Below are 21,051 nucleotides of genomic sequence, written 5' to 3'. Positions count from 1 at the left end.
AATATACATTTTCAAAAGAATGACTAAAGGTACAAGTACAATTTTTCAGCATGACTTAACCTGATTTAAGTCTCTTTATTTCATCAACTTAATGCCATTTTTTATACAGTCTTTGTACCTTTCCATATGTACATAGGAATTAAAAAGAGTACTCCAACACTGACAATACATATCAAATAATGGTAATAACCAAGCGCATCTCCAATAACACCACTCAAGGTATAAAGACCACCACTTACTGTCGCCATGACCGAAACTTGGAGAGTAAAATCAGTGCCTGCGTAGTTCTTTCGGCTGTAATGCATGACTAAGGTTAACATTACAACCAGTAGCATCGCGGCAAAGGCATCTTCTAAAGCATTTATAGTATAGATAAGCCATGCATTTATTTTTATCTTTTGCTCGTAAGCATAGGCCAAATAAACATACGCAACTAAACTCATGATTTTTAATATTGAAAAACTAATTAATGTAGTTGACCTAGAAAAATACTTTAATACCCATCCTGCAATAAATGCCCCCACTAAAGCAGCTACAGCGCCTAGCATAGTGATGTAAACACCAATTTGGGTAAAACTTAATCCCATATCTACCATTAAGGGTTTGAGTAACGGCCCAGCTAAGCCATCTGCCACTTTAAAAGTGATGAGTACCATTAACCAAGAACGAAGTTCTTTATTTTGAGAAAAATAACTCAAATAAGCCTTAATTTTTGTGACTAAATTTGGCTGGCTAGGTTCATTAATAGAATGAGAATTATGAAGAGGCTCTTTAAATAGTAAAATAGGTAAAGTATTGATAAAGACTAAAGCAGCTAATAATAAAAATGTCGGCTGCCATGACAACCAGTCTAAACACCACAGCACAGCTCCCCCACCCACGATAAAACCAAGCCGAGAACCTACCACTTGAAAAGTATTTCCCCAATGTTGTTGATGGTGTTGCAATAAATTGACAGCTAAAGCATCGGTAGCAATATCCTGCGTTGCTCCTGTTAAGTTCATAAATAACAGTGCTATAAAGAACATAAGTAGATAAACAGGCTGATCTAATGCCTGAATCGGGAAAAAAGATAAAATACAAAGTACGCCCACCGTCAGAAATTGGGTAGGTAAAATCCAGCTACGATAGTGTCCTAAGCGTGAAATCGCATGTCGATCTACCCACGGTGCCCAAAATATTTTGATTGACCAAGGCAACATGAGCAACCCAAAACCACCAATATGGGCAAGTGATACACCTTGAGCTCTTAATATTACGGGCAAAGCATGGGTCATAAACCCCACAGGTAAGCCTTGTGCCCAATATAAGGAAAATAGCAAAAGATAAAGATTTTGCTGTCGGAACATATATACCTACTTTTATTTCTTTATGCGGTAATCACATGAAATACCATGCGTGGCCTTACATTTTGCCAATGAAGCATAGATTTCAAAAGATTAAGATAAAGCAAAGGATGATTTAAAACTTAAAAATATGGAACAACATTTTCCCAATCTACCGTCTCAGGTTCCTCAACGTGGTAATGCTTTAAGCCGAGCATTATTTAAGAAACTTTTTTTGGCTCAAGGCTGGACCATAGAAGGTGAAGTTCCCAACTTTCCTAAAGCAGTAGCCATTATTTCTCCCCATACATCTAACATTGATGGTTGGTATGGTTTTCTTGCTATTTTTGGACTCGGTATTCAAATTACGGTGTTGGGTAAAGATAGTTTATTTAAGCCACCGTTTAAACGCGCTCTAGATTGGGCAGGTGTTATTCCTGTAAAACGTGACTCTGCTAATGGTCTGACTGAACAAGTGGTTGCCACTATTCAGCACTATGACAAAATCTGGATTGGCATGGCGCCTGAAGGCACACGTAAGAAAGCAAAAAAAATGAAGAGTGGCTTTTACCATATTGCTGCAAAAGCCAATATTCCGATTGTAATGTTTTCTTTTGATTATGATCGCAAGACTATTCATTGCTTAGACTATTTAATACCTAGTGGAAACTATGAGGAAGATCTCGCCAAGATTTTTGAGCGCTATAAAGGAAAAATATCACCTAAAAATCGTAATTGGCTTGCGGAACCTTTACAAAATCTTGTGAAAAAAACCTAGCAAAAATTAAACGAATCTGGTCTGATGGGCCATCTTAATTTATCTTGCCATAGATTGTTTTTTAAAGATGAAAATTGCTCAATTTGCCAGTATCGGATTTATCTCTTTAGCCCTATTCGGCTGTGATAAATTCAGCAAAACACCAACACCGACCACTTCAGTTAAAGCACGCGAACCAGTAATCGCACTTGCCTTAGGTGGCGGTGGAGCAAAAGGATTTTCACATATTGGTGTTATCAAGGTTTTAGAATCACATGGTATTAAACCTAAAATTGTTACAGGCACAAGTGCCGGCAGTTTTGTAGGAAGTATCTACGCCAGCGGACAAACACCTTATCAGCTTCAAAATCTTGCACTTAAATTGCAAGAATCTGATATTCGTGATTTAACGCTTAATCGCCAAGGTATTATTCTTGGGCAAAAGCTACAGGACTACGTGAACCGTAACGTAGGCAATAAGCCTATTGAGAAATTCCCAATTCGTTTTGCAGCAGTAGCAACCCGTCTTGATAATGGTCAAAAAGCTGACTTTATTAAAGGTAATGCAGGTCAAGCTGTACGCGCGTCTTGTAGTATTCCAAACGTATTTGTACCTGCCACTATTGGTAATCAAAAATATGTAGATGGTGGTTTAGTGAGCCCAATTCCTGTAAAAACAGCACGCGATATGGGTGCAGATATTGTGATTGCGGTTGATATTTCAGCACGTCCAGCAGGAAATCGCCCAGCGAATATGTGGGGTTTACTTGATCAAACCATTAATATTATGGGGCAACAAAGTATTAATGAAGAGTTAAAGCAAGCCAATGTAGTGATCCAGCCTAAAGTTGGACACTTAGGTACACTCGATTTGAAATCAAGCAATGAAGCTATTTTAGAAGGTGAAAAAGCTGCTCAAGCACAAATACGTCAAGTTGAAACTGCAATTGCGAATTTCAAAAAATCACCAGCCGCATTTAAGCCAGCACCACGTCCTAAATTTTAATTGAGGTGGTTTTTTTCTATCCACACCTACCATCATCTGCTACAGTGGTAAAAGTGATATGAGATCACTTTTACCCATCATAAAGATATATAAAAGAGCAGATCTATGGAGTTTGTTGTAGAACCTTGGCACTGGTTTGTATTGGGTATCTTACTTATTCTTTCTGAGCTGATTATCCCTGCTTTTGCCGCTCTCTGGTTTGGTATTGCAGCCATTATGGTTTGCTTTCTCTATTGGCTATTTCCAGATATTAGCCTGACAACACAAATTGTATTGTGGATTATTTTATCGGTGCTATGCACTATTCTTTGGTTCAAATTTATTAAACCATTGTCGATTGATAAAACTAAAGCGGGTTTACCTCGTGAAGCCACCATTGGGCAAATTGGTATGGTGATTCAAACCGAACTCGCTCATGACCAAATTATTGTTCGTTTCCCTATGCCTATTTTAGGGGCCGATGAATGGAACTGTCGAAGCACCACCACTGTGAAAGTTGGTGATCGGGTTCGAGTCATTGATATTTCGGGTAATGACTTAATTGTTCAGCCCCACAGTACTTCATAAACATTAAAGATAAAGAGAGGTTATTTTCATGCCAGTTGGTACCATTATTGTTTTAGCCTTTTTGGCTTTTGTTGCAGTCACCATTTTTAAAGGGGTACGTATTGTTCCTCAAGGTTATAAATGGATTGTTCAGCGTTTAGGGAAATATCATTCTACGCTTAATCCGGGGCTTAACTTTGTTATTCCTTATATTGATGACGTAGCTTATAAAGTCACCACTAAAGATATTGTGCTTGATATTCCGTCCCAAGAAGTGATTACCCGTGATAATGCTGTATTGCTTATGAATGCAGTAGCGTATATCAATTTAACAACTCCTGAAAAAGCAGTGTACGGTATTGAAAATTATACATGGGCCATTCAAAACCTTGTACAGACTTCACTACGTTCTATTGTTGGTGAAATGGATCTAGATGATGCACTGTCTTCACGAGATCATATTAAAGCTAAACTAAAAGCTGCGATTTCTGATGATATTTCGGATTGGGGTATCACTTTAAAAACCGTAGAAATTCAAGATATTCAGCCATCTTCAACCATGCAAGCTGCTATGGAAGCGCAAGCTGCTGCTGAACGTCAACGTCGTGCCACAGTAACCAGAGCTGATGGTGAAAAACAAGCTGCAATTTTAGAAGCTGATGGTCGTTTAGAAGCATCCCGCCGTGATGCAGAAGCACAAGTTGTTTTAGCAGAGGCGTCTCAAAAAGCGATTGAGATGGTAACGAGCGCAGTCGGAGATAAAGAAACACCTGTTGCTTACCTGTTAGGTGAACAGTACGTTAAAGCAATGCAAGAGATGGCGAAATCAAGCAATGCCAAAACTGTTGTGTTACCTGCCGATGTTTTAAATACAATTCGTGGCATTATGGGAAAACATAATTAATTTAATTGCTTCAAATAAGTCATTGAAATAAAAACGGCGACAATCATGTCGCCGTTTTTATATTAAGTATTATTGGTTATTTAATCTTTTCTGATCTTTCAAAGGGAGCTTTTTTACAACCAAGTCATAAGAATCGCGAATCAAGTCTTGAAGTAAATCCCGAGTTAAGTTTTTATGCGGCTTAATTGAAATCCAGTGTTTTTTATTCATGTGGTAACCCGGGATAATAAATGAATAAAGTTCCTGATATTCCTGACTTTTGTAAGGGTCACATTTGACATTAATCATTTTTACGCCAGACACTTCCACTGTCAGCATAAACATTTTTTCTAAAATTTTAAAAACTTCATAGTCTGGACCAAATGGATGAGTTTGCTCGCTAAAAGGAAGATTACACGCAATCTCTATCGCGACTTGGTGGAGCTGATCACCATTCACTTTTATCTCCTTTATTCATTGAATATGAATACAAGCAGGATTATTAATTTGATTTTATATTAGTTGGTACGGGCCAAAAGAAATTGTGAAATCTCAACTAATTCTTTTGCGTTTTCACCAAAATGCGCTAAAGCCTCAAAAGCTTGGTCATGTAACTCTTTTGCATAAACCTGTGCTTGCTCAAGTCCCATTAAAGCAGGATAAGTCGACTTTTGTACTTGTTCATCCTTACCCGCAGTTTTACCTAAAGTTTCAGTGCTTGAGGTAATATCCAAAATATCGTCTTGCACCTGAAAAGCCAATCCAATCGCTTGTCCGTATTGGCGCAATTTTGGAATTGCCTGATCTGTTCCAGAGAAAATTGTCACTGCACCCATCATAATGGCAGCCTGAATAAGCGCTCCCGTTTTATTGCGGTGGATATTTTCTAGTTCGTCTTGAGAAATTTGTTTAGCTTCAGCTTGTAGGTCTAAAACCTGCCCACAAACCATTTTAGAGCTGGCTGTTGCTAAAATTTGAATTTGCTTTAATACAATTGCAGCATCAGTTCCCTGCCCTTGTTCATCAAACAAACGGCTCCCTAAAACCTCAAAAGCCATCGACTGTAAAATATCGCCTGCAAGTAAAGCGGTATCTTCACCAAATGCTACATGACACGTTGGCTGGCCACGACGAAGCAAATCATTGTCCATACAAGGCAAGTCATCATGCGCTAGCGAGTAACAATGAATAAGCTCAACTGCAACCGCAGCACGGCGAGCAGCAGCAAAATTTGGATTATCTTGCAAAGAAGCTGTGGCGTAACACAAAGCTGGACGAACACGTTTTCCACCAAGCATCACTGCATGGTGTACTGCGCTTTTTAAAGGTTCAGGAATTGAAAATGCAGCGAGTGTCGTCAATAAATCTTGTTGAATACGTTGTTGAGCTTGTTTTAAAACATCCGCATTAACTTGAGAGAGTGATGACACAGTCGCCTCGTAAAATCAGTAGAGAAATTTTATTAAATGTTATGAAACATTCATGTACTACATCATACACGATTCGCTGTGAAAAGTGCGTGATGAGTTATGGATGTCACATGCAAAAGAGCCTCTCTATAGTAGAGAGGCTCTTTCATTAAAATAACTTTTAGAAACTGTCGCCCGGAACGCGTACCCAACCTTCCATTAAGACACGTGCACTACGGCTCATAATGGCTTTTTTCACAACCCATTGGCCATTCGTAAGTTCGGCTTGAGCACCAACACGTAATGTTCCAGAAGGATGTCCAAAACGCACTGCTTCACGCTCTCCACCACCAGCTGCTAAATTTACCAATGTGCCCGGAATAGCAGCAGCAGTACCAATTGCTACAGCTGCTGTACCCATCATGGCATGGTGTAATTTACCCATCGACAAAGCACGAACCAGTAAGTCGACATCATTTTCTGAAACATTCTTACCACTAGATGCCGTATAGTTTTTCGGTTTAGAGACAAAAGCAATTTTTGGTGTGTGCTGACGCGCAGCTGCTTCTGAAATATCTTTAATTAAACCCATCTGAACTGCACCATACGCACGAATTTTTTCAAAACGTGCCAGCGCAGTTGCATCACTATTGATATGATCTTGCAACTCTGTACCTTGGTATCCTAAATCTTCTGCATTTAAAAAAATGGTTGGAATACCTGCATTAATAAATGTCGCTTGGAAACGACCAATATCAGGAACATCTAGTTGGTCAACAACATTCCCTGTTGGGAACATATCGCCGCCTTCTTCACCATCATCGGCAGGATCTAAGAACTCAATTTGAACTTCAGCGGCAGGGAAAGTCACCCCATCTAGTTCAAAGTCACCAGTTTCTTGAACTTGACCATTGGTAATAGGCACATGTGCAATAATGGTTTTCTGAATATTTTTTTGCCAGATTCGAACCGTGCATAGGCCATTTTCTGGAATACGATCTGCATCAACCAAACCATTTGAAATCGCAAATGAGCCAACCGCAGCAGTTAAATTACCGCAGTTACCGCTCCAGTCCACAAAAGGCTGATCAATTGAAACCTGCCCAAACAAATAGTCGACATCATGATCTGGCTGTGTGCTTTTAGCCAGAATAACGGTTTTACTCGTACTTGAAGTGGCTCCACCCATTCCATCAATTTGCTTTCCATAAGGGTCTGGGCTACCAATGACACGTAGTAAGAGTTGATCTCTTGCTTGACCTGCCACCTGAGCTCTTTCCGGCAAATCATCAAGTTTAAAAAATACACCTTTACTGGTTCCACCACGCATGTAAGTTGCTGGAATTTTAATTTGCGGTACTGAGCTCATATCAACTGTTATCCTTACTATTGTGTTTTTATATCTCAAAACAAACAGACTTGTTTAGTCATCCGCTTCATCTTAAATCGTTTTGTGATCTAGAGATAGCGTTATACTTTTATACATCAATCGTATTGACGCAGACTTATTTTGAGAATTTAGATTCATGCTCGCAATGACCGAATTAAGCAAAATCATGAAAAAAAGAGTCTATCAAAAAATATATTTTTAGAATATTTTTCAATCATTTTTGAATTATTAAAAGCAAGTTAATGATTTTAAATATTTTTTAGTGTTACTTTTCAGTCACCGCTTGTTAATTTGTAGTCTAGGCTAAAATAAATCCATCTATTAGAATAATTTACTTATTCATAGTGAGTGAAGACCTTTGACCAACGAATCTTCTACACTGCAACGAGGACTAAAAAATCGACATATCCAATTAATTGCTATGGGTGGAGCAATTGGTACCGGATTATTTTTAGGCTCGGCGCAAGTGATTCAATCTGCGGGACCATCCATTATTTTAGGATATGCCATTGGTGGCTTAATTGCTTTTTTAATTATGCGCCACCTGGGAGAAATGATTGTTGAAGAACCTGTTGCAGGATCGTTCAGCCATTTTGCTTATAAATATTGGGGTAAATTTCCCGGATTTTTAGCTGGATGGAATTATTGGATACTCTACGTTCTGGTCGCGATGAGCGAACTTACTGCGGTAGCCAAATATATTAATTATTGGTGGCCTCATATTCCAGCGTGGACGTCTGTCTTATTTTTCTTTGTCGTGATTACGGCAATTAACCTAACAAACGTCAAATTTTATGGTGAGTCCGAATTCTGGCTCGCTATTATTAAAGTTGTTGCGGTTATCTCAATGATTGTTTTTGGACTGTATTTGCTATTTACAGCGGATGTAGGTTCAAGCATTTCATTTAGCAACCTTTGGACACATGGCGGATTTTTTCCAAATGGCTTTAGTGGCCTGTTCTACATGTTGGCTTTCTTGATGTTCGCCTTTGGTGGTATTGAACTGATTGGTATGGCTGCGGCAGAAGCAAAAGATCCGAAAAAAACCATTCCAAAAGCAATTAACCAAGTTGTTTTCCGTATCTTGATTTTCTATATCGGTTCATTGGCAATTTTACTTTCATTAGTGCCATGGAACCAATTAGACCTTGGCGGTCTCGATAAAAGTCCATTTGTTATGATTTTTAGTCAAATGGGTATTGGTTGGGCTGCACACTTACTTAACTTTATTATTTTAACCGCTGCCCTTTCTGTTTATAACAGTGGGATGTTTGCCAATAGCCGTATGCTTTACGGTTTAGCTCAACAAGGTAATGCACCAAAAATTTTCAAGAAAGTAAACAAACAAGGTGTACCTGTACCAGCAGTTTTATTATCTGCATTACTCATTTTTGGCTGTGTTCTTTTAAATTACTTTGTACCTGAAAATGCACTAAGCCACTTAATGTACATTGTAGTTGGAGCATTGGTATTAAACTGGGCGATGATCAGTCTAACTCACCTTAAGTTTAAATCAGCAATGAAAAAACTCGGTCAAAAAACTCACTTCCCTGCACTTTGGGCACCATTTAGTAACTATTTGGTTTTAGGTTTCATTGCTGTTGTACTCTACATCATGTGGAGCCAAGGCTTTAAAGAGTCTGTGATGATGATTCCGATCTGGATCGTTCTTATGTTTATTTTATTTAAAGTACTTAATGCTAAAGAACAATAATCTGAACGCTTGTACTTAAAACACAAAAAAGCCATTGTCTAGACAATGGCTTTTTTGTTTAAGACGATAAGATTAAAGTTTTATAGTGATATCTGTTTAGAGCCAATGTTTCGTATCATCAGCCACAGGTGTGCCATGAATAATGTGCATAATCATTGCATGCGCAATACTACCTTTAAATGGTATTTCGGGTAATTCATCAAATTTGAAAAACTGAGCATCACTGAGCTCTTTCTCCTGAATTTCAATTTCGCCCGCTTCATATTCAGCTTTAAAGGCCAACATTAAGTTACTCGGAAATGGCCATGGTTGACTCGCCAAATACTGAATACTCTTAATGTGCAATCCAACTTCTTCTAAGGTTTCACGTCGCACAGCATCTTCTAAGGTTTCCCCTACCTCTACAAAGCCAGCGATTAAACTGTACATCTGGCCCGTATTTCTGGCATTTTTAGCCAGCAAAATCTCGTTCTCACCACGCGTAATAATAGTAATCACACAAGGGTTAACTCTAGGATATTGACTAAAATTACATGCAGGACAAGTCATAGAATATTCAGTCTTATGCTGCTGGGTTTTATGTCCGCAACGGCTACAAAACTGATGATTACGTCGCCACTCTAGTAACTGAAAAGCACGACTCGCCTGTTCAAACTGCGGTTTAGTCCAATACTGTAAGAGTTGGCGAATCGATATGAACTGATATCCATTTGGTATAGGTTCACCTTCTTGGAAATCTCTTGCTATTACTTGAGGGTCTGCTTGTATATGTAAATCATGTTCCTGCTGTTTAAGGCAAGGCAGATGAAAATTCGCATCAACCAAAAGTTGTTGCTGCTGAAAAATATAAGCAATAGGAAGGTTGTTGGTATCCATTTATATACTCGAGTGAAGAACCTTTCGACGGCCTCTATAACTTCTTCAAAAGGATCAGACTTAAAACATATTTTTCAAAAATCTTACGCATATTGGCAAACACCTTCAATTTATTTAATTTGTATCTTTTTGATTAAAATCACATTTTATTCACGCATTCTATGCTTTTAAGTTATATCTATGACTTTATAGCTAAGTGACTAGTAATAAACTTAGAAGCACTGCTTCACATAAAATTGATCTCTGAAAACTTAGACTAGTTTTAGTTCCATCTCATGAAGTAAAAATATGCGATTTGGTTTAATTCTGGGTGATCAATTAAATCACCAACTCGCAACGCTCAAGTATTTAAACCGGAATGAAGACATTATTTTGATGGCTGAAGTACTTGAGGAAACATCTTATGTTGCTCATCATCCACAAAAAATAGCGCTGATTTTTAGTGCAATGCGGCACTTTGCAAAAGAATTAAAAGCACAAGGCTGGAAAATCCGTTATCACACATTTAAGCGCGAAAGTCATATAAAAAAGTTAGTCGACTTTATTGCTTTGCAGCAGCAACACTTCTCGGCAAATACTCTCATCATTACCCAATGTGGTGAGTATCGCTTACAGCATGAAATCGAAAGTTCATGGGCTAACTCACTAAAACTACCTGTTATTTGTTTAGAAGATGATCGCTTCTTTTGTACCGTAGAACAATTCAAGCAATGGGCAAACAAATATAAAACGCTAAGGATGGAATACTTTTACCGAGAAATGCGCAAGCAAACTCACTATTTAATGCATGACCAACAACCCGTAGGCAGGCAATGGAACTTTGATCAAGCCAATCGAAAAGCGTGGTCAGGCAATCCACCTTTGCCACCAAAATTAACCTTTGAGCATGATCAAATTGATATAGATGTTATTCAACTGGTCAAGAAAGAATTTTCTCAACATATCGGCAATATCGATTCCTTTCAATGGGCAACAACCCGTCAAAATGCCTTACTTGCTTTAGACCATTTTATTTCTAACAGCTTGCCCCACTTTGGCGATTATCAAGATGCTATGGTTTATGGTTCAGACTTTATGTTTCATAGTCTGCTCTCGCCTTATTTAAATTGTGGATTGTTATTACCAAAAGAGGTATGTGACGCTGCCCAAACAGCTTATTACAACGGACAGGCTCCCTTAAATGCAGTAGAAGGATTTATTCGTCAGATTTTAGGATGGCGGGAATATGTGCGTGGAATCTATTGGTTGTCTATGCCTAACTATAGCGATCAAAATACCCTTCATGCCACCACGCCGCTGCCACAATATTACTGGACAGGTGATACAAAAATGGCATGTATGGCCGAGTGTTTCAGAAATACCTTTGAACATGGCTATGCTCACCATATTCAGCGTTTAATGATTACAGGCAACTTTGCGCTTTTAGCTGGTGTAAATCCATCTGAAATTTGCGAATGGTATTTAGCAGTCTATGTAGATGCTTATGAATGGGTCGAATTACCGAATACATTAGGCATGGCCATGTATGCAGATGGCGGCATCATGGCAAGTAAACCCTATGCTGCATCAGGTAATTACATACATAAAATGTCAAATTATTGTCAGCACTGTACATATAACGTCAAAACCAAAACTGAACCAGACAGTTGCCCATTTAACAGCTTGTATTGGTATTTTATGAGCCAGCATGAGGCCATATTTCGTCAAAATCCCAGAATGGCGATGGTCTATAAAAACCTTGATCGTATGAAAGATAAAGCTTCTGTCATGCAGCATGCAAAGTTACTTATTCTTCAACTTGGTAACCTTTAAGATCACGAAAAAACAGCATCTACCCCAGAAAATATGTGTCTATTGTCAACGCCCTTTTGACTGGCGAAAGAAATGGGAGCGTTGCTGGGAAGAAGTAAAATATTGCTCTGAAAGATGTAAACGACAAGCCCGCTCAAATAAGTAAATATTTCACGCGATTGTTTTAACTGATTCAACACTACTCTTCATTGTTGAATCAGTTATCTTTCAATTGATTATATTTGATGGTCTTAAGCATATTTATACTGACGAGAACAGTAAGCTCTTTCAACTTCTGGTGAACGTAATTGCTGATGCTTGGTTTTACGCCCTGCCATACGCTTGCGCCAGAGTTTAAAACTGCTCGATTTTAAGTTGTATCTCATTAAACGAATAACTTCACTTTCACCTAAGCCATACTCTCGCTCAATTGCTTCAAATGGGGTTCGATCTTCCCATGCCATTTCAATAATTCTAGATAAGTCCTGTTCATCAATTTTTTTCATGTTATGCCCTTTTAAATTATGTCGTAGCCAAGTCAAATTCTTTAACAAACAACCTTTCTGAAAATAGCTTCACTTACCCGATTGCTTGCCTTGAATGTTTTCGTGTTTTGCTTCAGATCATAGAAAGGCAAACATGAATTTTTTGTGATTTTTTTGCTTTATAAACTCTATTTTATATAAGACATAAACAGTTCTAAAACCTTTGAGTGGTTTAACTTTTTATTAACCACTATGACAAAATTTTTAATACCTAAAACATGAAAAAAGCCATTGCCTTAGCAATAGCTTTTTCGTTTATAATCATTAAATTATGCGCCCTTAGCTTAACTGGATAGAGCAGTTGCCTCCTAAGCGACCGACGTGGGTTCGAGTCCCGCAGGGCGCACGCATTTAATTAATCCTTCACTTCAGCCAACAATGTTTCAGCTGCAAGTTTTCCTAAATTATTAGAAGCAAGCGGACTATCGCCTGTTAATAATTTACGATCTCTATGACATTGTCCTGTAATGCCAGTGTTCAAAATCTTCACACCGAGTTTTTCAAGGTTCTCACCGACTAACCATGGTAAAGCTCCCGGCATATAACCGATATCAATATTTGCCCCCTTATCTAATGAATCAGGGAATACACAAATTTGATAATCTTTAAAAATATAATTCTCAGGCTGTTCATCTACTGCCACAGCAAGTAACGAAGCTGGTCCATGACATAAAGTAATAATAAATTTGTCTTGTTCAACTGCCCATTTAAGAACTTTTTTTACATCTAAGCTATATGGAATCTTAGCTAAAACACCATGCCCACCCGGAATAAATACAGCTGCGTATGGTGAGTTTTCCCCCACTGCATTTTCTAAAATATCGGCAAGTTTTAGTGGATTTTTTAATTTATCTGCATATTTCTGGAAAGTATCTAATACCACTTGTTCTTGCTTTGGCATTGCCCACATTTCAAGTTTGGCTGGATTACCGGAAAGTGTCGCAACGTCAATTTCAAAACCAGCATTATCTAAATGGAACATTGGCAAAAGCATTTCTACTGGATGATTTCCTGTAGAAAAAAACTTACCGTTTTGCATCTGGATATAACGCTCATCAGTTGCAATCATTAAGACCTTTTTATTGCCCGTATACGGCGTTGGGTAAGTCGTCCCGTCGTAATCTGTTTTAGGCGAAGTATATTGGCTTAGTGAGTATGGTGATGGGAAGAATGCATTATCTTCTGCCAAATCTGGAGTCGGATTTTTATCATTTGATGCTGGGGTATTCATTGTTACCATCCTTTAGAATTGAAGAACGAAATAACAGCTTTAAGCCAGTTATTATTTCTTTGTACATGTATATTTAGATCAAGAAACTGGTGCAACACGCCAATAGAATTTGGCAATTTTTATATAGAAATAGGCACAATTAATAATTATAAATTTCAGTTTAGGCAAACATGACGTTCACCTAAACTGTCACAGATTAAATTAGGTATTAATCTCTAAAACGATCTTTCCAATATGGTCACCTTGTTCCATACATGCATGGGCACTTTGTACATCTGAAAAATCATAGGTTTTATAGATTTGCGGTAAGCACTTGCCTTGCGCTAATAACGGCCACACATGTTCATGTAAGGACTGAGCAATCTGGGCTTTTTCTTGGCTATTACGTGCTCGCATAGTTGAGCCAGTAATGGTTGCACGTTTTAAAATCAGTTTTTGTAAATCAAATTCTTTTGCAATTCGACCGCCCATAAAACCAATAATGACAAGTCGGCCATCGCGTTTTAATAGATTTAAGTTTTTCGAGAAATACGAACCACCCACAATATCCAAAATCACATCAACACCTTGGTCTTGGGTGTGTTTTAAAATTTCTTGCTCAAAATCTTGGGTTTTATAGTTAATTGCAGTCGTTAAGTTAGAGAGTGCTGCAACTTTATCTTCACTTCCAACTGTAGCAAAAGTTTTAATCCCTAAAGCATGGCAAATCGCTAAAGCTGTGGTCCCAATACCACTTGCACCACCATGAATCAGTGCTGTTTCGTTTTCTTTTAAACAGCCGATATCAAACAGGTTTGCCCAAACTGTAAAGAATGTTTCCGGAATCGCAGCAGCTTGAGTAAATGTTAGATTTTCAGGTATTGGCAATACTTGAGTTGCAGTGACAGCACAATACTCTGCATACCCGCCACCATTGGTTAAAGCGCAAACCTTGTCTCCAACTTTGAACTGTTGCACCTGTTCACCTACAGCAACTACCACCCCAGCGACTTCCAGTCCCGGAATTTGCGTAACACCTTTTGGCATTGGGTATAAGCCCATACGTTGCAATACGTCTGGGCGGTTAATTCCAGCAGCTTTTACCTCAATTAACACTTCATCTGCTTGAGGAACTGGAACATCTGAATCTTGAAGTTTTAAGACCTCAGGTCCGCCGGGAACCGTAATTTCAACAATTTTCATAGTTGTTGGAAGACTCATTGATATGCTCCATGTTTGGTTTATATTTTAAATGTATTGATTTACTTTAATTCATTGAAGATTTAGGTGGAACTCCAAACAGCCGTTTGAACTCTCGACTAAACTGTGAGGCACTTGCATACCCTACCTGATAGGCAGCTTCCGCAACACCCATTTGATTATTTAAGATTAAATCACGTGCCTTATGTAATCGAGTAATTTTGATGTACTGTAATGGAGAATAGTTGGTGACTTTCTTAAACGCTTGATGAAAAAGAGAGACACTCATTCCTGCTTGTTTAGCAAGTTCCTGAACCGTTAAATTATGATAGTAATCTCTTTGAATAATTTCACAAATTGTATAAATCACACTATTTCGACTTATCATAGCCGAAAGATTTTCGATTAAATCACGACTACCGGCCTGTAAAACCCTATAAATAAGCTCTCGTTTTATCTGCTCTCCCAATATCGCGGTATCTTGTTTAGAACGAAGTAAATTCAATAAGCGTAAAGCAACCTCAGATATTGCCGCGTTCATATCTATAATATTTAAACCACAACTGAGCTTTATATCTCTTTTTTCAAGCTCATCTATGGATGACTGCTGCTCTTTATCCATTTTAGTGGCTAAATCAGCCATCATTTGTGCTTCAAACTTAATCGCAATTGCCAGCATCGGTTCATTTTCAACCAACGTATCGCAATCAAAAGGAATAGCAATCGAGATAAGTAAACACTGGCCTTGTTGAAACTGAAAAGTTTCTTTTCCGATATATCCACGCTTTACACCCTGTATGACTAAAACAATTGAAGGCTCTTGTAATACAGCGACAGGCTGTGTGGAATGATCAACCCTCATAAGGGTGATATTTGAAATATAAGTGGGGTATAGCCCTTCTTGAGGAGCTAAATATAAAAAAGCCTCTACCAAACTTTTCATCAAATCATTCTGTTGCATCGTTTTATTTTTACGGGCTATTTAAGATTTACTATATCAATCAAACTAAAAGGAAAAAGAGTTTCTTGGTAGTACTTTGTATAAACAAGCAAATTAAAGCTATTTTTAGGCATAAAAAAACCTAGAAGATCTAGGTTTTTTCACTTAGTCTGACTATTAAGCAGATAAGTTAAAGAACATTGCTGCAATCAAAATAATGACACCGAGCACAATACGATACCAAGCAAATACACGTAGAGTGTGACGTTCAACAAAAAGTACGAGTGCCTTTACTACAAATAAAGCTGCAATAAATGCTGCAACGAAACCAACACCAATATTAATCATGTTGTCTGAGGTCAACACATCAGCATTTTTAATTAAGTCAAATGTAGCAGCACCTAACATGGTCGGCATTGCAAGGAAGAACGAAAACTCTGTTGCAGCTTTACGTGATAAACCTGCAAACATCCCACCTACAATTGTCGCACCTGAACGAGAAGTTCCTGGAATCATCGCAACACATTGAGCAAGGCCGACTAAAAGTGCCTGTTTAAAAGTGATTTTTGTCGCATCTAATGTTTTATGCTCAAACTGTTTAGATTCAACCCAGAAAATAATGAGTGCACCGACAATGAGGGCAATCGCAACCACAATTGGGCTAAACAAAACGCTTTTAATAAAATCGACGGCTAAAACACCAATAATCACTGCTGGGAAAAAAGCAATTAATACACTAAAAGCGAAATGACGCGACTCTACATCGCCACTAAAGAAGCCTTTAATCAAGTTAATAATTTTTTGTCGATATAACCAGCACACTGCCAAAATAGCACCTAACTGGATCACTACTTCGAATACACGACCACCATCTGAATGGAAATCGATAATATGACCAAATAAAATCAAATGGCCAGTACTGGAAATTGGTAAAAATTCAGTTAAACCTTCAACAAACCCTAGAAATAGTGCTTTTATAACTTCAAAATTTTCCATCACTTGCTCAAAAAGTTAATCACTAGAAAGGTCTAAAAATTTGTTTTATATCATGGATAAACCAACACTTTGGCCTAATTCATGTTCAATATCAGATCATTTCTAGCATTTTGGTTATTGCCTTTAATTAAAGGCCGATTATTTAAAGTGCAATAATGTATCACATCATTATGACAAACTTAGGTTAACTATCGTAAAAAGATAAAATCTAATCAATAACAAATCGTCTTCTAGTTATAAATAAAAGCACTCACGCTCAAGCAATCCAACAAACCATCTAAAAACATCAAATAAACATGATATTATTTCAAGCATATGTCATTTATATTTAAAATTTAAACAGAATGAAAAATACTAAAATCAACGCACGTCATCTGATTATCGATCTCTTTCTTTCCTCTGCGTACCCTCAGCTGAGTATTAAACAAATTTTGGTGGCAGCCAAACTGTTTAACTTAAGTGAAAATGGTATTCGAGTTGCGACAACTCGTTTGTTAAATGAAGGAATGATCGAAAGCGTAGAACGCGGAATCTATCAACTTTCCCCTTCTACGAAAGATTGGGCAAAAGTAATTCTCAATCGTAAAAATGGTATTAAACAAACTAAAGAATGGCAGCAACATTATCTTGCTGTGTTTACAGGCACATTGGGTCGTATAGACCGAACTGCACTTAAAAAGCGTGAACGTATACTACGTCAATTTGGTTTTAAAGAACTGGAAACAGGTATTTACATCCGCCCAGACAATTTAGCTTATAGTTTTGAAAAAACCTGTGAGGAGCTTGTTTTAGCTGGACTAGAGAAAGAAGCAAAAATTTGTATTATTCAGCATTTCGAGCCATCAACGCTTAAGCAAATTTTTTCTTTGTGGGATACTAAACAACTCGAAAAAAATTATGAAATGTATAGTCGAGATATCACACACTGGCTTGAAAACTATACTCACCTCTCCTTAAATGATGCTGCTGTTAAAGCCCTTCTTTTAGGTAGGGAAACGATTGCTTTACTCATGAATGATCCCCTATTACCAGCACCATTTGTAAATGAGTCTGCGCGTAATCAATTTGCTCAAGATGTACAGCAACTAGACGCGATCGGTCAAAAACTTTGGAAAAAAATATATGAACAAGAATTAAATCTATAGTCATCTGATTTATTTTTTTACAAACAAATATTTCACTTTTTAATTTTTTATGACTATATTTGTAATATAAGGTATAGATACCGAACTCTAATTTGGGAGAATAAAAATGAATACACCGGTGAGTGTTACGGACCTATTTAGCAGAGAAGAAATACAAGAGCTTACAGAACCTTCAGATGCATATGGTACTTGGGCTGTTGCCAGCACATGGGCTGTTATTGGCGGAACATTCGCCAGCTTAATAATGATGTGGGACTACTTACCGAGTTGGGGTAAATTATTAGCATGTATGCTTGCCTTAGCAATCTTGGCAGGTCGTCAGTTATGCCTCGCAATTTTAATGCACGACGCGTCTCACAAAAGTCTATTCAAAAATAAAAAAATAAATGATTTCGTAGGTGAATGGCTATGCGCCCGCCCCATCTGGAATGATCTTCAAAAATATCGTGTACACCATGTTCGTCACCATGCAAAAACGTCTACCCCAGATGATCCAGATCTTTCTTTAGTTGCCGGTTTTCCTGTCAGTAAAAAGTCTCTAACTCGTAAATTCTTACGCGACTTAACAGGTATGACTGGATTAAAGTTTAGCTTAGGTCGAGTTTTAATGGATCTGGATGTTATGAAATGGACTGTTGCCAATGATCAAGTCTGGTTAGACCGCAGTCATAAAAATTTCACGGACTATGCAAAGAGTATTGCAAAAAACAGTACAGGCGCTATTGCAACCAATCTGGCACTTTATGGTGTTCTAAAAGCATTTGGTCAACAACGTTTTTATTGGTTATGGCCTCTGGCTTATTTAACCCCATTCCCACTTTTTTTACGTATTCGCTCTATGGCAGAACATGCTGGTATGCAAACCAGCAATACTGCTTTAACCAATACTCGAACAACACGAGCTGGATGGATTGCGAGAAGTTTTGTTGCACCAATCCACGTAAACTACCATATGGAACATCATTTAATGGCTTCTGTGCCATATTTTAAATTACCGCGTATGCACAAAGTATTAAGAGAACGAGGTCATGTTCCAGTTCCGCCTAGCTATTTTGAAGTGATTCATTCACTTTCATCAAAACAAGAATCATCAACTTAATGCTTATTTAGAAGACCACTTTCAAATTTGTGGTCTTCTTGATTATTCACGTATCTCTAAATTTTTTAGTTTTAATTGAGTTTGATAATACTTCGGTGTCACTCCCATCCAGCGTTTAAAAGCGCGGGTGAAATGGGATGTATCTGCATAACCTAAACTTAAGGCCACAGTTTCAATTGATGTTGAACTATTTTCTAAAAGATTATGCGCATGTTCTTTTCGAGTTAAATCAACTAATGCTGAAAAACTTGTATTTTCGGTTGCCAAATACCGCTGCAGGCTCCGCTCTGACATATTCATCATTTGAGCAACTTGCTTAACTTTTAACATTTCCCCCTGACTATTCATCAATAATTTTTTAATTACGTGACTAATTTCTGCTTTCCATCCGCTGCGTAACTTCAGTTTATCTATATCTTTTTTACACTGTGCTTTTAGTAATGGTGCAAGCATCGGGTCGGCTGTTAGGATAGGCTGCGATAAATATTTTTTTGGAAAAATCCAGGCATTATGTTTTTCATTAAATAAACAATCTACACCCAATTCTTCTTTTAGTTTTGAAAAACCGACGGGTTCAGACATATTTAACTTAACGGTACCTAAAGAAGATAATCCTGTTAGATGCTTCACGATTTGAACAAAACCTAATAACAAAAAAATAGTAGCATTTGGACTCAACTGAAAAGCTTTCAAAGGCTGGCGTATAGACCAGTAAATATAATCTTGTTCTTGTTTTAACTCTGGCTTAAATGCATCACAACGTGATCCAATAAATTGTTCAAGTGTTTTTAGGGCTTCTTCTAAATTTGCACAGACCATGGCCGCCATACCCACCGAACCATAACAAGATGCTTTCATTTCCAAAGCCAAATAACCCGCTAATGCTGGCTCATGAGTGAGTTCAATAGCATGTTCAAGAAGTTTGTTTAAAGCATTAAATTCAAAATACCAATAGGGTTTGGTTAATTGTTCTAATGTTATGCCACTTCCATCTAGAAGCTGATCACCCGAGATATTCCAGCGCTTAACCATATCAACTAATAAATTAATATAAGTTCCGGGTAATTCTGGATTCATACGTGATCCATTAGCAATCATAATTGTGGCGTCAAATGGTAAAAACTGTCAGTTCATGAACTATGCCACGTTTTTAAATTGATGCATAGTTGTTCAAAGCGGAATCCACTGAATCACGCTACACAGCACAATTTCTGAAAAGAAGACAGGTCGCCTTATGAATATCCTGATTGTTCATGCTCATCCAGAGCCACAGTCTTTTACAGCATCATTGAAAACGACAGCCCAGCAAACCTTTAAAAAACTGGGTCATCATGTAGAAGTTTCTGACTTGTATGCAATGCAGTTCAACCCTGTAGCTTCTAAAGAGGATTTTTTAGAGCTCAATCAGCCCGACTATTTCAACTACGCATTAGAACAGCGTAATGCCACCAAGCAAAACCTTTTAGCACCTGATATTCAAGCGGAAATTGAAAAGGTAAAACGAGCAGATTTAATCATTTTAAACTTCCCTCTTTACTGGACCTCTGTCCCAGCCATTTTAAAAGGATGGATTGATCGCGTATTCGTTTCAGGACTTTTTTATGGCGGAAAGCGCTTTTATAACCATGGCGGTATGGCGGGTAAAAAAGCGATGCTCTGTTTAACACTGGGCGGTAGAACGCATATGTTTGGCGAGAACTCTATTCACGGACCAATAGAGCATTATCTATCACCTATTCAACGCGGTACCTTAGCTTATACTGGCTTTGAAGTTCTTCCACCATTCATTGCCTATCATGTACCTTATATTAGCCAAGAAGCACGAGAAACCATTCTTGAGGACTATATAACGTACCTTACTCACCTCGACCAGCTCGAACCTTTAAAGTTTCCCAAACTTGAAGAATTTGATGAAAAGTTATATCCCCTTTAATGGTATGTTTTAGCTCTAAAAGTAGAATAACCAGACCTATTTTTCATTTTTGGTTATTCTTTAAGTTATAGAAGATTAGAAGTAGTCATTAAACCACCCTAAAAATTGATCAAACGGTCAAAAAATTTGCTAAATTTTCACTTGGCAGTTAATAATATAAAACTTAATCAATAATATACACATGTAAAGAAACTAGACTTATCCAGTAAAAATGATAACTAATACTCAATTCATAACCAATCAATTCATATTTTTACAAAAAAATCTTTGACCATTTTTTTCGAAT

The 21,051-nt window shown here is 37.7% G+C and carries 21 protein-coding genes and 1 tRNA gene; 11 read left to right on the top strand and 11 right to left on the bottom strand.

From position 1 onward, the window contains the following. Nucleotides 1-101: 101 nt before the first annotated feature. Nucleotides 102-1,349: an MFS transporter gene (locus ACG59Z_RS13685; RefSeq protein ID WP_400199823.1), complete on the bottom strand. Its 1,248-nt coding sequence runs from the start codon at nucleotides 1,347-1,349 to the stop codon at nucleotides 102-104. 127 nt (nucleotides 1,350-1,476) lie between these two features. Between ACG59Z_RS13685 and ACG59Z_RS13680 the strand changes: the two genes are divergently transcribed. The 4 genes from ACG59Z_RS13680 to ACG59Z_RS13665 all read left to right on the top strand — a co-directional run bounded on the left by ACG59Z_RS13680 (nucleotide 1,477) and on the right by ACG59Z_RS13665 (nucleotide 4,538). After that, complete coding sequence (locus ACG59Z_RS13680) at nucleotides 1,477-2,103, top strand: lysophospholipid acyltransferase family protein (RefSeq protein WP_016805259.1); 627 nt, start codon at nucleotides 1,477-1,479, stop codon at nucleotides 2,101-2,103. 67 nt (nucleotides 2,104-2,170) lie between these two features. Further along, nucleotides 2,171-3,088: a patatin-like phospholipase family protein gene (locus tag ACG59Z_RS13675; RefSeq protein WP_016805260.1), complete on the top strand. Its 918-nt coding sequence runs from the start codon at nucleotides 2,171-2,173 to the stop codon at nucleotides 3,086-3,088. A 105-nt stretch (nucleotides 3,089-3,193) separates the two neighbouring features. Then, entirely contained in the window at nucleotides 3,194-3,655 is a 462-nt protein-coding gene (locus tag ACG59Z_RS13670; protein WP_400199822.1) for an NfeD family protein, read from the top strand. A 28-nt stretch (nucleotides 3,656-3,683) separates the two neighbouring features. Beyond that, nucleotides 3,684-4,538: an SPFH domain-containing protein gene (locus tag ACG59Z_RS13665; RefSeq protein ID WP_016805262.1), complete on the top strand. Its 855-nt coding sequence runs from the start codon at nucleotides 3,684-3,686 to the stop codon at nucleotides 4,536-4,538. 69 nt (nucleotides 4,539-4,607) lie between these two features. Here ACG59Z_RS13665 and ACG59Z_RS13660 read toward each other — a convergent pair whose 3' ends face one another. From ACG59Z_RS13660 to prpF, 3 genes are all read right to left on the bottom strand, one after another. Next, on the bottom strand, nucleotides 4,608-4,976 hold the full coding sequence (locus ACG59Z_RS13660; RefSeq protein ID WP_200027416.1) for an MmcQ/YjbR family DNA-binding protein: 369 nt from the start codon (nucleotides 4,974-4,976) through the stop codon (nucleotides 4,608-4,610). A gap of 59 nt (nucleotides 4,977-5,035) precedes the next feature. After that, a complete protein-coding gene (locus tag ACG59Z_RS13655) occupies nucleotides 5,036-5,947 on the bottom strand; it encodes a polyprenyl synthetase family protein (protein ID WP_000097114.1) in 912 nt (303 codons plus the stop codon). Nucleotides 5,948-6,107: 160 nt separating this feature from the next. After that, nucleotides 6,108-7,295, bottom strand: a complete 1,188-nt coding sequence (prpF, locus tag ACG59Z_RS13650) for a 2-methylaconitate cis-trans isomerase PrpF (protein ID WP_200027415.1) — start codon at nucleotides 7,293-7,295, stop codon at nucleotides 6,108-6,110. Nucleotides 7,296-7,674: 379 nt separating this feature from the next. Between prpF and ACG59Z_RS13645 the strand changes: the two genes are divergently transcribed. Continuing rightward, nucleotides 7,675-9,030, top strand: coding sequence for an amino acid permease (locus tag ACG59Z_RS13645; protein ID WP_400199821.1), 1,356 nt, complete (start codon nucleotides 7,675-7,677; stop codon nucleotides 9,028-9,030). A 96-nt stretch (nucleotides 9,031-9,126) separates the two neighbouring features. On the opposite strand, the gene nudC is transcribed toward ACG59Z_RS13645, so the two are convergent. Beyond that, nucleotides 9,127-9,906 (bottom strand): NAD(+) diphosphatase, encoded by a 780-nt coding sequence (nudC, locus tag ACG59Z_RS13640; protein WP_400199820.1) that lies wholly within the window; start codon nucleotides 9,904-9,906, stop codon nucleotides 9,127-9,129. A gap of 288 nt (nucleotides 9,907-10,194) precedes the next feature. On the opposite strand from nudC, the gene ACG59Z_RS13635 reads away from it, so the two are divergent. Beyond that, nucleotides 10,195-11,718 (top strand): cryptochrome/photolyase family protein, encoded by a 1,524-nt coding sequence (locus ACG59Z_RS13635; RefSeq protein ID WP_400199819.1) that lies wholly within the window; start codon nucleotides 10,195-10,197, stop codon nucleotides 11,716-11,718. Further along, complete coding sequence (locus tag ACG59Z_RS13630; RefSeq protein ID WP_400199818.1) at nucleotides 11,681-11,863, top strand: DUF2256 domain-containing protein; 183 nt, start codon at nucleotides 11,681-11,683, stop codon at nucleotides 11,861-11,863. The genes ACG59Z_RS13635 and ACG59Z_RS13630 overlap by 38 nt, the downstream gene beginning before the upstream one ends. A gap of 85 nt (nucleotides 11,864-11,948) precedes the next feature. Here ACG59Z_RS13630 and ACG59Z_RS13625 read toward each other — a convergent pair whose 3' ends face one another. Then, on the bottom strand, nucleotides 11,949-12,203 hold the full coding sequence (locus ACG59Z_RS13625; RefSeq protein WP_049066178.1) for a TIGR03643 family protein: 255 nt from the start codon (nucleotides 12,201-12,203) through the stop codon (nucleotides 11,949-11,951). A 312-nt stretch (nucleotides 12,204-12,515) separates the two neighbouring features. On the opposite strand from ACG59Z_RS13625, the gene ACG59Z_RS13620 reads away from it, so the two are divergent. Next, nucleotides 12,516-12,588: transfer RNA gene (locus ACG59Z_RS13620), tRNA-Arg, on the top strand. Between the two features lie 9 nt (nucleotides 12,589-12,597). Here the strand turns inward: ACG59Z_RS13620 and hchA are convergent. The 4 genes from hchA to ACG59Z_RS13600 form a co-directional block, all read right to left on the bottom strand. After that, nucleotides 12,598-13,473: a glyoxalase III HchA gene (gene hchA, locus ACG59Z_RS13615; RefSeq protein ID WP_400199817.1), complete on the bottom strand. Its 876-nt coding sequence runs from the start codon at nucleotides 13,471-13,473 to the stop codon at nucleotides 12,598-12,600. A gap of 201 nt (nucleotides 13,474-13,674) precedes the next feature. Next, on the bottom strand, nucleotides 13,675-14,673 hold the full coding sequence (locus ACG59Z_RS13610) for an NAD(P)H-quinone oxidoreductase (protein ID WP_068936381.1): 999 nt from the start codon (nucleotides 14,671-14,673) through the stop codon (nucleotides 13,675-13,677). Between the two features lie 46 nt (nucleotides 14,674-14,719). After that, nucleotides 14,720-15,613, bottom strand: a complete 894-nt coding sequence (locus ACG59Z_RS13605) for an AraC family transcriptional regulator (RefSeq protein ID WP_068936384.1) — start codon at nucleotides 15,611-15,613, stop codon at nucleotides 14,720-14,722. A gap of 156 nt (nucleotides 15,614-15,769) precedes the next feature. Beyond that, nucleotides 15,770-16,588 (bottom strand): undecaprenyl-diphosphate phosphatase, encoded by an 819-nt coding sequence (locus ACG59Z_RS13600; protein ID WP_017393864.1) that lies wholly within the window; start codon nucleotides 16,586-16,588, stop codon nucleotides 15,770-15,772. A 344-nt stretch (nucleotides 16,589-16,932) separates the two neighbouring features. Between ACG59Z_RS13600 and ACG59Z_RS13595 the strand changes: the two genes are divergently transcribed. Then, complete coding sequence (locus ACG59Z_RS13595) at nucleotides 16,933-17,733, top strand: PaaX family transcriptional regulator (RefSeq protein ID WP_400199816.1); 801 nt, start codon at nucleotides 16,933-16,935, stop codon at nucleotides 17,731-17,733. A 106-nt stretch (nucleotides 17,734-17,839) separates the two neighbouring features. Next, nucleotides 17,840-18,832, top strand: a complete 993-nt coding sequence (locus ACG59Z_RS13590) for a fatty acid desaturase family protein (RefSeq protein ID WP_400199815.1) — start codon at nucleotides 17,840-17,842, stop codon at nucleotides 18,830-18,832. A gap of 42 nt (nucleotides 18,833-18,874) precedes the next feature. Here ACG59Z_RS13590 and ACG59Z_RS13585 read toward each other — a convergent pair whose 3' ends face one another. Further along, nucleotides 18,875-19,909, bottom strand: coding sequence for a helix-turn-helix domain-containing protein (locus tag ACG59Z_RS13585; protein ID WP_400199814.1), 1,035 nt, complete (start codon nucleotides 19,907-19,909; stop codon nucleotides 18,875-18,877). A gap of 157 nt (nucleotides 19,910-20,066) precedes the next feature. Between ACG59Z_RS13585 and ACG59Z_RS13580 the strand changes: the two genes are divergently transcribed. Further along, nucleotides 20,067-20,765 (top strand): NAD(P)H-dependent oxidoreductase, encoded by a 699-nt coding sequence (locus ACG59Z_RS13580; RefSeq protein WP_400199813.1) that lies wholly within the window; start codon nucleotides 20,067-20,069, stop codon nucleotides 20,763-20,765. Nucleotides 20,766-21,051: the final 286 nt, after the last annotated feature.

The sequence above is a fragment of the Acinetobacter sp. ABJ_C1_1 genome, from assembly GCF_044684115.1.
Taxonomy (GTDB): Bacteria; Pseudomonadota; Gammaproteobacteria; order Pseudomonadales; family Moraxellaceae; genus Acinetobacter; species Acinetobacter nosocomialis_A.
Note: the sequence above shows the minus strand (reverse complement) of the source record. Positions and strands in the feature narration are given on the sequence as shown.

What these genes read in the sequence shown, in the direction of transcription:
- ACG59Z_RS13685 (WP_400199823.1), bottom strand. Translation starts at nt 1,349, where the DNA reads ATGTTCCGACAGCAAAATCTTTATCTTTTGCTATTTTCCTTATATTGG.
- ACG59Z_RS13680 (WP_016805259.1), top strand. Translation starts at nt 1,477, where the DNA reads ATGGAACAACATTTTCCCAATCTACCGTCTCAGGTTCCTCAACGTGGT.
- ACG59Z_RS13675 (WP_016805260.1), top strand. Translation starts at nt 2,171, where the DNA reads ATGAAAATTGCTCAATTTGCCAGTATCGGATTTATCTCTTTAGCCCTA.
- ACG59Z_RS13670 (WP_400199822.1), top strand. Translation starts at nt 3,194, where the DNA reads ATGGAGTTTGTTGTAGAACCTTGGCACTGGTTTGTATTGGGTATCTTA.
- ACG59Z_RS13665 (WP_016805262.1), top strand. Translation starts at nt 3,684, where the DNA reads ATGCCAGTTGGTACCATTATTGTTTTAGCCTTTTTGGCTTTTGTTGCA.
- prpF (WP_200027415.1), bottom strand. Translation starts at nt 7,295, where the DNA reads ATGAGCTCAGTACCGCAAATTAAAATTCCAGCAACTTACATGCGTGGT.
- nudC (WP_400199820.1), bottom strand. Translation starts at nt 9,906, where the DNA reads ATGGATACCAACAACCTTCCTATTGCTTATATTTTTCAGCAGCAACAA.
- ACG59Z_RS13635 (WP_400199819.1), top strand. Translation starts at nt 10,195, where the DNA reads ATGCGATTTGGTTTAATTCTGGGTGATCAATTAAATCACCAACTCGCA.
- ACG59Z_RS13630 (WP_400199818.1), top strand. Translation starts at nt 11,681, where the DNA reads ATGCAAAGTTACTTATTCTTCAACTTGGTAACCTTTAAGATCACGAAA.
- ACG59Z_RS13625 (WP_049066178.1), bottom strand. Translation starts at nt 12,203, where the DNA reads ATGAAAAAAATTGATGAACAGGACTTATCTAGAATTATTGAAATGGCA.
- hchA (WP_400199817.1), bottom strand. Translation starts at nt 13,473, where the DNA reads ATGAATACCCCAGCATCAAATGATAAAAATCCGACTCCAGATTTGGCA.
- ACG59Z_RS13610 (WP_068936381.1), bottom strand. Translation starts at nt 14,673, where the DNA reads ATGAGTCTTCCAACAACTATGAAAATTGTTGAAATTACGGTTCCCGGC.
- ACG59Z_RS13605 (WP_068936384.1), bottom strand. Translation starts at nt 15,613, where the DNA reads ATGCAACAGAATGATTTGATGAAAAGTTTGGTAGAGGCTTTTTTATAT.
- ACG59Z_RS13600 (WP_017393864.1), bottom strand. Translation starts at nt 16,588, where the DNA reads ATGGAAAATTTTGAAGTTATAAAAGCACTATTTCTAGGGTTTGTTGAA.
- ACG59Z_RS13595 (WP_400199816.1), top strand. Translation starts at nt 16,933, where the DNA reads ATGAAAAATACTAAAATCAACGCACGTCATCTGATTATCGATCTCTTT.
- ACG59Z_RS13590 (WP_400199815.1), top strand. Translation starts at nt 17,840, where the DNA reads ATGAATACACCGGTGAGTGTTACGGACCTATTTAGCAGAGAAGAAATA.
- ACG59Z_RS13585 (WP_400199814.1), bottom strand. Translation starts at nt 19,909, where the DNA reads ATGAATCCAGAATTACCCGGAACTTATATTAATTTATTAGTTGATATG.
- ACG59Z_RS13580 (WP_400199813.1), top strand. Translation starts at nt 20,067, where the DNA reads ATGAATATCCTGATTGTTCATGCTCATCCAGAGCCACAGTCTTTTACA.